Consider the following 12,681-nt stretch of genomic DNA (forward strand, 5'->3'; position numbering starts at 1 on the left):
AATAGGGAATTATTTCATGTACATAGCGCTGATGTTGGTGGTAGCCGCCCTTGTTATTGTCGCCACGGTGATGGTGGTGGATGTTCGTAATAAACAAAAAGCGCTGAACGCACGTGCTGGCCGCGAAAATGAGCAGCTCACAACCATGAACAAGGAGCTTTCCCAACTCAAAGAACGTGTACAAATATTAGAAAAAGTCGTGACAGATAAGGGATTTAGCGTCGAACAAGAAATAAATAACCTATAATGCACCCAGTTGTGTGCTATTTGTGGCTGCCGCTACCATGAGCGTCAAGCGTTTATACCTTTATATCTTTGCGAGCCTAGCGTATTTTTGCATGGCTGGCTTTGGTATTCACCTACTCACTTCAGCGTATTACGAAAAACAAAAAGCAGAGAGTGAGCAACACCTGCGCGAGCAAACCGCACTTGTCCGCAACAAAATAGAAACCACCATTTTCAAAGATGTATTCGCCGCTGAGAGCTTGGCGACCGTGGTCGCTCTAAACCCTGAGCTGGCCATTGCTAATTGGCATACCATCGCCGCTAAGACCCTAGAACAATCGCAATTGGTGCGCAATTTAGGGCTTGCTCCCAATGACACCATCAGCCACGTATTCCCATTAGAAGGAAATCAACGCGCCATTGGTTTTAACTTCAAATCCAGTCCTGAGCAATACGCCACCGTGGTTAAAGCGCGACAAAGTAAAAAGGTGGTCATTGCAGGCCCTTTAGAGCTAGTGCAAGGCGGCCAAGCGATCATCGCACGGTTCCCTCTTTTTGATGACTACCCCATCAACGCCCATTATTGGGGCACTCTCAGTGTGGTTATGGATTTAGCCACACTGTATAAACAGGTCGGTATCAAAGATACTGAGCATTTGCATATCGCTTTGCGTGGGGTAAATGCATCGGGTGCCGAGGGCCAGGTATTTTATGGCGATGCGAGCATCTTCAGTAATCCTGACAGCACCGCCAGCATCCAACTTCCTAATGGCCGCTGGCAACTTGCGGCCCGCTATAGCATCCCCAGCAACCACGATGATAATGCCCAACTACTCGGCGCCATCAGTATCGCTGCTGCCATTATACTGTATTTTTCTGTCGCGATACTGGTGCGGGCATACCACCTCACTAAAACAATGTCTTTGCAGGATGAGCTAACCAAGCTGGCAAATCGGCGATATATCATGCAACGCCTTAATGCCTTGGTAAATGACCCACAGCAAGAAAAGAAGTTTGCCATCATCAGTATTGATTTAAATGAGTTTAAACAAGTAAACGATAACTTCGGTCATGCGGTGGGAGATGCGCTGCTAGTTCACGTTGCCCGAGAACTAGAAACTGCACTACGCGACGCCGATGTGGTTGCCCGCCTTGGCGGCGACGAGTTTTTAGTGCTTTTATATCGTATTAATGATCCGGATACGGTCGCACAAATTGTCGAAAAAGTGCGCCGCTATATAGAAAGTGCTCCCCTCGCCCATGGCGATTTATTTATCTACCCTTCACTAAGCTGCGGTTACAGTTGCCATACCGACCAAACACTGGATATTGAAGCTCTGCTAAACGAAGCAGATCAACGTATGTACAGCGACAAAGCGCAGAAAAAATAATCAGTGGTTGATGAGCTCAGCCAAAGCCGCATCCATTTTCGCTATAAAATCATATTTAAAAGGGTAGTTGCCGCGTTCGTCCCGCGCATAGCCAATATGGGCTGAGCGTGTCATTAACACATGCTGCACAGTCAAATTCTGCGCCTTTATAACAAGTTCAGGGTGTCGCTGCACTATGAGTTCTAATTCATACTCGCTTGAACGGCGGTCATTCACATAGCACTCAATTCGTTGCTTTAGTAGCTTAAACAAATTTGAACGGGTATTGGCATTACGCCATACTCGCACGTCGCCACGCTGCTGGGCTGCACGCACGGCATGGTCAAAAATCAAGTACCCAGCGTTGACACCAATATTAACCGCTGGGCCCGGTTTACCAGCTAATGCTGACGGTAAATCAGTGTCACTGTGGCACAGTGCGACCACTGTTTCTTGCTCCAGTGGCAGCGAATACATATCGATAAAGGGACGTTTTTCATGGTGCTTATAGGGCGGTAATATCGCAAACGCAGCGCCCTGCTCAAGCTGCTGCAGTGCCCGTTTCCAAGGCATTGGCTTTAATACCACCTCATAGTCTGTCAGTGATTTAGCAGCGCTTTGCACCAATACAACGTAATCGCCTTGCAAAGTACCTTGGCGAACATAAGTGTAAGGCGGATAGCTTTGATCAACCAGTATTTCAACACGTTGCGGCTGCGCAAAAACCGGCGCCACCCAGCACATAACAGCGCAGCCGAGAAGTGAAAAACACGCTTTTAAAATCAACGTGCGCCAACCGCCTTTGCAGGATTAATATCCTTAGTTTATAGTCCCCAACGAACTAATATGCAAGGAGCCGATGGCCACTAGCTATGAATAAGCTGCTGCTGCAGTTCGTGCACTTGGTCGCGTACTTTGGCCGCTTTTTCAAACTCCAAATCACGAGCAAATTCGTGCATTTGTGCTTCTAGGCGACTAATCTCTTTGGCTATTTCACTGGCATCCATTGTCGTGCTGGCCTTTTTCGATGCCGGTTTAAGACGTGCCTGCGCCGCTTTGTTTTGTACCTCTTCGCCGGTATCCATCACATCGGTAATGCGTTTTTTCAGCGCTTGCGGGGTGATCCCATGCGCTTCGTTATGGGCTATTTGTTTTTCTCTACGGCGGTTGGTTTCGTCCATGGCTTGACGCATTGAACGAGTGACCACATCACCATATAAAATAGCACGGCCGTTAATATGGCGGGCTGCACGGCCAATGGTCTGAATAAGCGAGCGCGCTGAGCGTAAAAAGCCTTCTTTATCGGCATCTAAAATAGCGACCAATGACACTTCCGGCATGTCTAACCCCTCTCGCAGCAGGTTGATGCCAACGAGCACATCAAATACCCCTGCCCGTAAATCGCGAATGATTTCCATGCGCTCTACGGTATCAATATCGGAGTGTAAATAGCGCACCTTCACATCATGATCGCTAAGATAATCAGTGAGGTCTTCCGCCATTCGTTTAGTTAGGGTGGTCACTAAAACCCGCTCGTTCACTTCGACACGTTTATATATTTCAGAGAGCAAATCGTCCACCTGAGTGGCCACGGGACGCACTTCTATTTGCGGGTCGACCAAGCCAGTAGGACGGATCACCTGTTCAGCAACTTCGCCTGCGGATTTGTCTAGCTCATAATCCCCTGGGGTGGCAGATACATAGATAGTCTGGGGCATAATGGCCTCAAACTCTTCAAACTTGAGCGGTCGATTGTCCATTGCCGAGGGCAATCTAAAGCCATACTCGACAAGGTTTTCTTTGCGCGAGCGGTCGCCGCGATACATAGCCCCCACTTGTGACACGGTAACGTGAGACTCATCGATGATCATCAAAGCATCATCCGGGAGGTAGTCCAGTAAGGTTGGCGGTGGCTCGCCTGGCGCCCGACCCGACAAGTAACGGCTGTAGTTTTCAATGCCACTGCAATAGCCAAGCTCTTGCATCATTTCAATATCGTACTGGGTGCGTTGCGCAATTCGCTGCTCTTCAATCAGCCGGTTGTCATCAAGCAAGCGTTGGCGGCGGCTTTTCAATTCGGTTTTGATATTCTCAATAGCCGCTAATATTTTCTCACGGGGTGTAACATAGTGTGTTTTTGGGTAGATGGTGGCGCGCACAAGGTTTTTTTCCACATGACCGGTGAGCGGGTCAAATAAGCTTAAGCGCTCTATTTCATCATCAAACATCTCGACGCGTACGGCAATATCATCGGACTCAGCGGGGAAAATATCAATCACCTCGCCACGCACGCGATAGGTGCCCCGGCTGAAATCCATATCATTACGGGTGTATTGCAACTCAGCTAAACGCCGCAACATATCACGTTGGTCTATGGTATCTCCGACTTTCAATAGCAGCATCATTTTCATGTAGGAATCAGGATCGCCAAGACCGTAAATGGCGGAAACGGAAGCCACAATCACCACATCGCGCCGCTCTAATAAGGCTTTGGTGGCCGACAACCGCATTTGCTCAATATGCTCATTAATGGAGGCGTCTTTTTCGATAAAGGTGTCGCTTGCAACTACATAAGCTTCTGGCTGGTAGTAGTCGTAGTATGAGACGAAATATTCCACAGCATTATTGGGAAAGAACTCTTTCATTTCGCCATACAGCTGCGCCGCCAGCGTTTTATTGTGTGCCATGATAATAGTCGGGCGATTAAGCTCGGCCATAATATTAGCCATGGTAAAGGTCTTGCCGGTTCCTGTTGCGCCGAGCAAAGTTTGGTGAGCCAGTCCCGCTTCTAACCCTTCGACCAACTGGGCAATGGCACTAGGTTGGTCGCCACTTGGCGAGTAACCTGATACCAATTCGAACATATCTTTCACTAACAAGACTCCTTATTGTTGGCTGTGGCGTTTAAGCTCGTGTGTGAACCATAAGTACGCAACGACGGCAGTAAACAGATTACCTATTGCCGCGCCAATAAATAAACCGGTTAAGTCGGCGATTAAACTGCCGACATAGGCAATCGGCACATAAAAGACAAACAACCGAATTACGCTCAAAACGAGTGCATTCATTGGCCTGTGCAAGGCATTGAACGAGGAGTTAGTTAAAATAATAACGCCTTGTAGGCCATACGATAGCGGTAAAATGTAAATAAATAAGCTGATCAGCTCCCGCACTTGGCTCTCACTGGCAAAAGCAAGCGCTATCCAATGACCCACAGCTAACAGTAATAAGTAGATGAGAAATTGCCAAATAAGGACAAACTGCAAGGTCTTTTGGTATGCCTCACGCACCCGCTCTATTTTTCCGGCTCCAAAGTTTTGGCTGATAAACGGCGGTAATGTCATTGACAACGCCAACACTACCAACGATGCTATCGACTCTATCCGGCTGCCGACACCGAACGCAGCCACCGCTGGTGCTCCAAAGGTAGCGACGATAGCAGTCATAACGGCCATCGCTAAAGGCGTTAGCATATTCGCACCCGCTGCAGGAAAGCCTATTTTTAAAATCTTCCGTGTTGCCCCATAAAAACTCTGACTGCGGCACTGACTGCTCAGTAGTTTACGACGCACAATGAGAATATGCAGCACCAAAATAACGCCAACAACCCAAGAGATCGCACTGGCAATGGCCGCGCCTTGGACACCTAGTGCCGGAATTGGGCCCCAGCCGAAAATCAACACAGGATCAAGTATGGCATTGATAAGTCCAGAGCCGCCCATGATCAGGCTAGGCGTCTTAGTATCGCCATTCGCGCGCAAAATAGCATTGCCAATCATGGGTGTGACTAATAGCACACTGGCTAAAAACCAAATATGCATATATTGGTCGATGATGGGTAGCAACTGTGCTTGGGCCCCTAGAAGCTTAAACAACGGCTCGCTAAAGAGATAACCTGCTACCGATAGTAAGAGCACGAGTATTGCTGAAACAATGAGCGCAACGGTGCCATCAAAACGAGCTTGAGCATGCTCACCCGCTCCCAATGCTTTAGCTATCACCGCTGAGGTCCCAATCCCTAGACCAATAGCGAGGCTAATAACAGTGAATGTCACAGGGAAGGTAAAGCTAATTGCCGCTAAAGGTTGTGTACCTAGCATACTAATAAAAAATGTATCAACTAGGTTAAACATCATTAAAAAAATCATGCCAAAAATCATCGGCACAGTCATTTTCGTTAAAGTCGGTACAATGGCAGCATGAAGAAGCTGAGAGGGTTGCGCATGATCAGAAGAATGAGTTTCGGCTGTAGCCATATCGACGCTTATTGCTGCTAATTCCAAATCCCCATTCTAAAGCATCAAAGCATCCCTCGCTACGCCTAAATGGTGCATAAAAAATGATCTTTTTCTAAATTTGGCTGACTTGTTTGTGCAAAAGCATGTAAAAAACAAATTATTTACAGCATGTATACATTTTGGGGATGAAATGACTTTTTTTTACACAGTAAGATGAATACATCGTCAATTCAGATTATAACAAATGCTCTTTAAGTAACGCCAAAGAATATAAGAGCAAATCATTGATTTTAAATGAAAATATTTTTTACCCTTTTCCCCTTGCATTCTTACTCGCTCTCTGTCGATACCGATAGCTACTGCCCTTGCCCTATTCATAAACAGACTTATCCACAGATTTCGTGGATAAGTTACGCCACCCCTTTAATTATAAGGGGTTAAGCTAATTTGCTCGTTTTTTACTGAGTTTACGCTCATCTTCGGGTTGTTTGCGCTATGAGTCATGAAAGTATAAGTTACTGACAGGCTCGATTATTTCCCTTTGTCAGTGTAATTACTGATGAAATCGCTCTGCGACAGGCGCAACGCAGCCCCAAATAGAGGCTGTTTTGCGCGCTAAGCAGTCAATTTGAGTGAAAAAGCGCCGAACAGTCTACTTTTTTTATTTTTAGAGTTTTTATTGGTTGACACTTTAAGGCGCGGTCATTAATATTTCGCCCCGTTGAAAGGCAGGCGCTTCCCCCTTAGCTCAGTTGGTTAGAGCGACGGACTGTTAATCCGCAGGTCCCCCGTTCGAGTCGGGGAGGGGGAGCCAAATCTTTCAGCAATAAGGTAATTGTTCCCCCTTAGCTCAGTTGGTTAGAGCGACGGACTGTTAATCCGCAGGTCCCCCGTTCGAGTCGGGGAGGGGGAGCCACTACTTATCTTTTGAAATTGTTCCCCCTTAGCTCAGTTGGTTAGAGCGACGGACTGTTAATCCGCAGGTCCCCCGTTCGAGTCGGGGAGGGGGAGCCAATTTTCAATCATCTCCTCTTTCTAGACAAACTCATCTTTGTAAACTACTCTTTGTACTGTGTTTTTTCTCAAGCCGTGCTATATTATTGCGCCATTAGTCAATGATTTATAACAACTCATTGCACCAAGGTTGTATGTAATAACGGTTAAATTACACTAGTAGAGATTAGGCCGCTGTGATAATTCGCCGTCTCACATGGCACGCTCGCGCATGTGAATGGACTCTTTGCCAAAGTTCAGTCGCGATTAGGATTTATCGTTTAGCTGGTTAAATAAAAAGGATAAAGCTAAGTTGAAACGGTTCACCCTCTTACAATTTTCTTTATGGCTACTGGCACTGTGTGCCGGTATTATCGCTAATGTGATGGTTTTTCACTCTTACAGTGTGGAAAAACAAGAACACATGCAAGTAAGCTTGCAGCGGTATTTAGATAGCCATCCGCAAATTACCGTCACCGATGCTCCCGCTATGGCAGAGCAATTGTTTGCCACCATGAACTTGAAAAACCTATGGCTGAGAGATGCTGAGGGTGAAGTATTGGCAAACAAAACACATCGCCAGAACAGCGCACTACTTTCACAAGTTGCTCAGTCTCAGTTCAACAGTGTCCGCAGCCAGTACGCGGTCAGCAGTAATGGTGAGCTGCGCATAGAGTTTATTGCCGATCTAGACGATGTAGCGAAAACATTTGAAGTTGGGTTACTTTATTTTGTATTAGTCATATCCCTGCTCGCACTGTTGCCTATTGCTAGTTTAAAAACGGCGTTTGTAGGATACCGCCGGCATGTGGCTGATATGATTTCAGCGATAATCGACCAATTCGTCAGCAATGGCGTGGTGCCAGATACCAGCAGCCGTGCATTCTCTGACGATAGCCAAAAGCAACGATTAGCCAGTCAAATCTCCCCTGCCCTCAATCGCTTATCAACATACTTAGGCTCGCAACTCGACAATATTGCCAGCTCGGCAGTGGAAATAAAAAAAGAGGCCTATAAAGACGTAGTCACCGAACTGGGTAATCGCAACATGTTCGTAGAGTATTACGAACGTCACATTGAACACGTTCAAGGTGATTGTTTTGGTTGTATCGCCCTGGTACGAGGCACCGAATTGCAGCACATCAACCAGCGCAGCGGTTATCAGCAAGGCGATGAGTACATTCGCAGTATTGCTGAGATGCTCAGCGCTGTGGTCGGCAGTTATCGTGGCAGCAGCGTATTTCGCCTTAACAGCTCAGATTTTGCCGTGGTGTTACCTAATATCCCGCTAAAAGAAGCGGAGCGCTTTGCTAATAATGTTCAGTCTAAGCTAAACCAGTATCAGAAAATCCATGATCTAACCTCTGTCGCTTACACCGGCATTGTGCCCTACGAGCAAAATAAACCCTTAGGCGAGCTACTGGCGAATGTTGATGTGGCGATGAATATTGCTCAGAGCAAACAAAATAACGCTTGGCACATTCAACGCCAAGAGGATATGAGTGCCAGCAGCAATCAAGGGTCGCAAAATTGGCGTAAAATGATCAACGACTTGCTCGATAAGCAAAGTGTGACCTTAGTGATCCAAGCCATTATGCCGCTAGGTAAAAGCAACAATGCCTACTCAGAGATTCAGGCGCGATTTCGCGATGAGGAAGAGCATATCTTACCGACCTCTTCGTTTATGGCGATGGCCGATCAGTTAGGAAAATCGGTTGAACTGGATCAGATGATCATCGAACATGCTTTTCGGGCGATGAAAAGTAAAAACCTCAACGCGCAGTATTTTGGGCTCAACGTGTCAGCCGCAAGCGCCCATGATGATAAATTTGTGATCTGGCTTGAGCGTCGACTGATGAAAGAAGGCGAATTGGCAGCTCGTCTCATCTTTGAGATTTCAGAGCTGGGACTGCAACAAAACATCGGCGCAAGCAAACGTTTTATTACCATGCTGCATCGCGCAGGCGCCCGTATTACCGTAGAGAAATTTGGCGTAGGGCTAACGTCATTCAAGTTTTTCCGAGAGTTAAAACCAGACTTTATCAAAATGGATGCCAGCTACACGCGCGGCCTAGAAGACGATAAGAATAACCAGTACTTCATGCGATTAATGGTTGATTTAGCGCACCGTATTGGCGTTAAAGTATTCGCCGAAGGCGTTGAGAGCCAAGAAGAGAAGCATATTATCGAGCAGCTTTGTCTTGATGGTGCACAAGGCTACTACATTGAAAAACCTCGGGAGCTGTAACACAGCTCCTTTCCTACACTTACCCCAGCCTCTAAGAGCAGACATGCAACATCGCGTGTTAAAGCAGGTTTGCTCTGCCCGCTGTGTACAAGTTACCGCGACTTAATGCATATGGTCGGATGACATCTTTCCACCTTGTTATCATTAGTGATATTAATTATCATTCGCCCCTCCATTTTAGTACAACAAGGACAATACGTGCGCTTTCCCTTTTCTCTAATTATGCTTGCTCTCAGTGGCAACGTCATCGCCAAGCAAAATAACAATGAAAACTTAGAACATATTATTGTGACTGGTAGCCGTGTCATAGAAAATATTGATGAAGTGCCAGCATCGGTGACGGTGATCACTCGAGAACAAATTGAGGCCCAGCTTAAGGTTAATCCAGAATTACAAAACCTTTTGCAAATGATGGTGCCAGGTATGGCGCCAAGCACAAATAGCTCAAGTAACACCGGGCAAACGTTGCGCGGCAGAGCGCCCTTAGTGATGATTGACGGTGTCCCTCAGTCTACGCCGCTGCGTAATGGCTCTTTAGGCATACGCACACTCGACCCAAGCGTTATTGAACGCATTGAAGTCATCAAAGGGGCCACCTCAGTATATGGCAATGGCGCTGCAGGCGGAGTGATCAATTACATTACCAAAAAGCCGACAACGGCTGATGATTTTAGCGCAGAGCTTGATGTGTCAACACGATTCAGTGCCGTCAAAGCGGATGAAACCTTAGGTGCACGCATCGAGGGCTCGGTCAGTGGCCGGGCAGACAAGTTTTCTTATTTAGCGACCATCAGCTATGAAGAAAATGGCGTACAGCGCGACGCCGAAGGCGATATTCTCGGCTTGCAATACGGACTCAGCGACGTACAAACGCACAATTACTTCACCAAATTAGGTTACGACTTTGATGCAGATAAGGCCCTCGCCTTCACTTACAACTACTATAAGTCGCAACAAAAAACAGATTTAGGCGATGTCTTTGGTAACGTCAATTCTGGCGATAAATCCTACGCGATTCATGTGCCGCCAGCACAGCAAAAGCAAGGCCGTCCGCAAGGTCCAAGTGGCAACACCAATGCCATGCTTAAGTACACCGATAACGCTATCTTCGCGCGCACCGCACTGACGCTAGACTTATATGCGCAAGATATTGAAAACGTGTTTTTCTTCTCTCCAAATCTTGCCAACCCAGATGAGGGTTATGATGGCGGTCAGTCGATCATTGCCTCGCAGAAGCAGGGCCTGCGCGCCACGTTGAATACCTTGATAGATTTTGACAACACCGAAGCCACCTTTATTTATGGTATTGATGCGCTGCAAGACACCACATCTCAACCCTTAGTTGATGGCCGTGAGTGGGTCCCGGAAATGGACATGAGCAACCTTGCTGGCTTTTTTCAAAGTAAATGGGTGATGTTTGATGACTATGTTATCAAAGCCGGTGTACGCCATGAGGACATCGACCTCGAAGTTGATGATTATCGCACCCTTAAACTGTGCCGCAACGCCCAGCAATGCTCTGTGGCGTTCGAAGTGCGTGGTGATACCCTCAATTACACAGCCACCACCTACAATGTCGGGCTAAAATATAATGCGTATGAGCAATTTAGTCCGTTTTTTAGCTACTCTCAAGGTGCAGATATCTCGGATATTGGCCGCTTGCTGCGTAGCGCAACTGTGGATGATATTGCTCTGATCCGCACTGAAGCCGCACTTATCGACAATTACGAGGTGGGCTTTACGTCGGTGCTTGATAGCCTGCGAATTGAAGCGTCCTTATATCGCAGCACATCTGATTTGGGAACCACTAACCGTTTTGATGAAGCCACTGGCGTATACATGCCTGTACGTGCTCCACAGGAGATTTGGGGGTATGAAGCACTAGTGGATTACCGCTTTCACCCTGCTTGGCGCGCCACTGCCACCTATTCTTATGTCGAAGGCAAAAACACGGCTGAAGATATTTATCTCGGAGGCAAACAAATTAGTCCACCCAAGGCGACTTTGAACCTACAATGGCAAGCTACAGATGATGCCGCGCTCACGTTATCAACCTTATACGTGGGAAGCCGCAAACGGTTTACCGCCAACGATGCTGGCAAGTATGTTGGCGATCAAGGGCCGATTGACGATTATTTTGTCATCAACCTCAGCGGTAACTGGCAATTCAATCCAAGCGCCAATGCCTATTTCGGCATCGAAAACCTTCTTAACCGCGATTACTACCCAGCAAGAGCGCAAGCTTACACCTATGGCGGCTACAATATAAAAGGTTTAGGCACCATAATCACCGCCGGTTTCCATTACCAATTCTAAGGCGGTAATAAGCAATCCAGATGTATCAACAGTGCAAAGCCGGTTTACCGGCTTTTTTTATTCGGCTTGTCTCACTGCAGTTAAAAAAGAATCACTCACAAGCATTAATCGAAACTTGAATGCGAATACTTTTTAATTATAACCCTATGATTTATATGTAAAAATTTGATTTATTCATAAGATCGACTACACTAGGGCTACATCTTTCTAAGGAGATTATGGCAAATGCAAGGTAAACAACGAGTTATAGACGCATTCAATAAGCTGCTTGCAAATGAGCTGGCCGCAATTGACCAATATTTCATTCATTCGCGCATGTACGAAGATTGGGGTTTAAATAAACTTTATGAGCGTTTGGAGCACGAGCGCGACGAGGAGACGCAACACGCTGACTGGCTTATCAAGCGTATTTTATTTTTAGAAGGCGTGCCCGATTTAACTAAACGTCGAGCTCTGCTTGTTGGTGGCAACGTCAAAGAGATGATGGCCAACGACCTTAAGCTTGAGCTTGAGGTTGTACAGTGTGTTAAAGAAACCATCAAAATTTGCGAAGAAGAACAAGACTATCAATCTCGCGAAGTACTTGAGAAGCTCTTGTTTGATACCGAAGAGGACCATGTTTATTGGCTTGAACAGCAACTGGGTCTTATTGAGAAGATCGGTATTCAAAATTATCAACAATCGCAAATGGGTGAGTCTGAGGCTTAATTATGAAAGGTGATAAAGACGTCATTGCAGCCTTAAACCAAGTGCTTGCAAATGAGCTAGTAGGCATTAATCAATATTTTTTGCATGCGCGCATGTTTAAAGATTTTGGTTTTAGCAAGCTAGATAAAGCAGATTACAAGGTGTCTATCCAGAAAATGAAAAACGCCGATAGACTTATCGAGCGCATTCTGTTTTTAGAGGGGCTTCCTAACCTACAGGATTTAGGGCGCCTGCGCATTGGTGAAAATGTTGAAGAGATGATAGCTGCCAACGTGCATTTTGAGCTGGAGTCATTAAAAGACTTGCAGGCAGCGGTAAAGCTTGCCGAAGAGCGTTTAGATTACATCAGCCGTGAGGCGCTAGATGCAATTCAAAATGAGCAGGAAGAGCAAATAGATTGGCTGGAAACGCAGCAACATCTAATCAAGGCCACGGGCCTCGAAAACTATCTGCAATCGCAGATGTAATCCTTGCCGCGCCTGATCTTTGACTAGTCCTGAAATAAGTTGACACTTATTTTGATTAAAACGCCTGATGTACTTCATCGGGCGTTTTGTATTTTAGAGCCAGGTGTGGGCGTCTC

General features: G+C 46.5%; 9 protein-coding genes and 3 tRNA genes. 9 read left to right on the top strand and 3 right to left on the bottom strand.

What is annotated here, in order from left to right; genetic code table 11:
* Nucleotides 1-16: 16 nt before the first annotated feature.
* On the top strand, nucleotides 17-247 hold the full coding sequence (locus MHM93_RS12545) for a hypothetical protein (RefSeq protein WP_239449335.1): 231 nt from the start codon (nucleotides 17-19) through the stop codon (nucleotides 245-247).
* A 37-nt stretch (nucleotides 248-284) separates the two neighbouring features.
* On the top strand, nucleotides 285-1,616 hold the full coding sequence (locus MHM93_RS12550; protein ID WP_239449336.1) for a diguanylate cyclase: 1,332 nt from the start codon (nucleotides 285-287) through the stop codon (nucleotides 1,614-1,616).
* Here MHM93_RS12550 and MHM93_RS12555 read toward each other — a convergent pair whose 3' ends face one another.
* The 3 genes from MHM93_RS12555 to MHM93_RS12565 form a co-directional block, all read right to left on the bottom strand.
* Nucleotides 1,617-2,330, bottom strand: coding sequence for a transporter substrate-binding domain-containing protein (locus MHM93_RS12555; RefSeq protein ID WP_239449337.1), 714 nt, complete (start codon nucleotides 2,328-2,330; stop codon nucleotides 1,617-1,619).
* Nucleotides 2,331-2,461: 131 nt separating this feature from the next.
* Nucleotides 2,462-4,468, bottom strand: a complete 2,007-nt coding sequence (gene uvrB / locus MHM93_RS12560; protein ID WP_239449338.1) for an excinuclease ABC subunit UvrB — start codon at nucleotides 4,466-4,468, stop codon at nucleotides 2,462-2,464.
* Nucleotides 4,469-4,480: 12 nt separating this feature from the next.
* Nucleotides 4,481-5,851: an MATE family efflux transporter gene (locus MHM93_RS12565; RefSeq protein WP_239449339.1), complete on the bottom strand. Its 1,371-nt coding sequence runs from the start codon at nucleotides 5,849-5,851 to the stop codon at nucleotides 4,481-4,483.
* A 719-nt stretch (nucleotides 5,852-6,570) separates the two neighbouring features.
* On the opposite strand from MHM93_RS12565, the gene MHM93_RS12570 reads away from it, so the two are divergent.
* The 7 genes from MHM93_RS12570 to bfr (MHM93_RS12600) all read left to right on the top strand — a co-directional run bounded on the left by MHM93_RS12570 (nucleotide 6,571) and on the right by bfr (MHM93_RS12600) (nucleotide 12,565).
* Nucleotides 6,571-6,647 (top strand) — tRNA-Asn (locus MHM93_RS12570).
* A 25-nt stretch (nucleotides 6,648-6,672) separates the two neighbouring features.
* Nucleotides 6,673-6,749, top strand: a tRNA-Asn gene (locus tag MHM93_RS12575).
* A 21-nt stretch (nucleotides 6,750-6,770) separates the two neighbouring features.
* Nucleotides 6,771-6,847: transfer RNA gene (locus MHM93_RS12580), tRNA-Asn, on the top strand.
* Nucleotides 6,848-7,139: 292 nt separating this feature from the next.
* Nucleotides 7,140-9,074, top strand: coding sequence for an EAL domain-containing protein (locus MHM93_RS12585; RefSeq protein ID WP_130145763.1), 1,935 nt, complete (start codon nucleotides 7,140-7,142; stop codon nucleotides 9,072-9,074).
* Nucleotides 9,075-9,296: 222 nt separating this feature from the next.
* Complete coding sequence (locus MHM93_RS12590) at nucleotides 9,297-11,390, top strand: TonB-dependent receptor (RefSeq protein ID WP_239449343.1); 2,094 nt, start codon at nucleotides 9,297-9,299, stop codon at nucleotides 11,388-11,390.
* A 225-nt stretch (nucleotides 11,391-11,615) separates the two neighbouring features.
* Nucleotides 11,616-12,098, top strand: coding sequence for a bacterioferritin (bfr, locus tag MHM93_RS12595; RefSeq protein WP_045978988.1), 483 nt, complete (start codon nucleotides 11,616-11,618; stop codon nucleotides 12,096-12,098).
* A gap of 2 nt (nucleotides 12,099-12,100) precedes the next feature.
* The gene (bfr, locus tag MHM93_RS12600) at nucleotides 12,101-12,565 is read left to right on the top strand and encodes a bacterioferritin (RefSeq protein WP_239449340.1); all 465 of its coding nucleotides are present in this window, start codon (nucleotides 12,101-12,103) and stop codon (nucleotides 12,563-12,565) included.
* Nucleotides 12,566-12,681: the final 116 nt, after the last annotated feature.

The sequence above is a fragment of the Pseudoalteromonas sp. MM17-2 genome (assembly GCF_022347945.1).
Taxonomy (GTDB): Bacteria; Pseudomonadota; Gammaproteobacteria; order Enterobacterales; family Alteromonadaceae; genus Pseudoalteromonas; species Pseudoalteromonas ruthenica.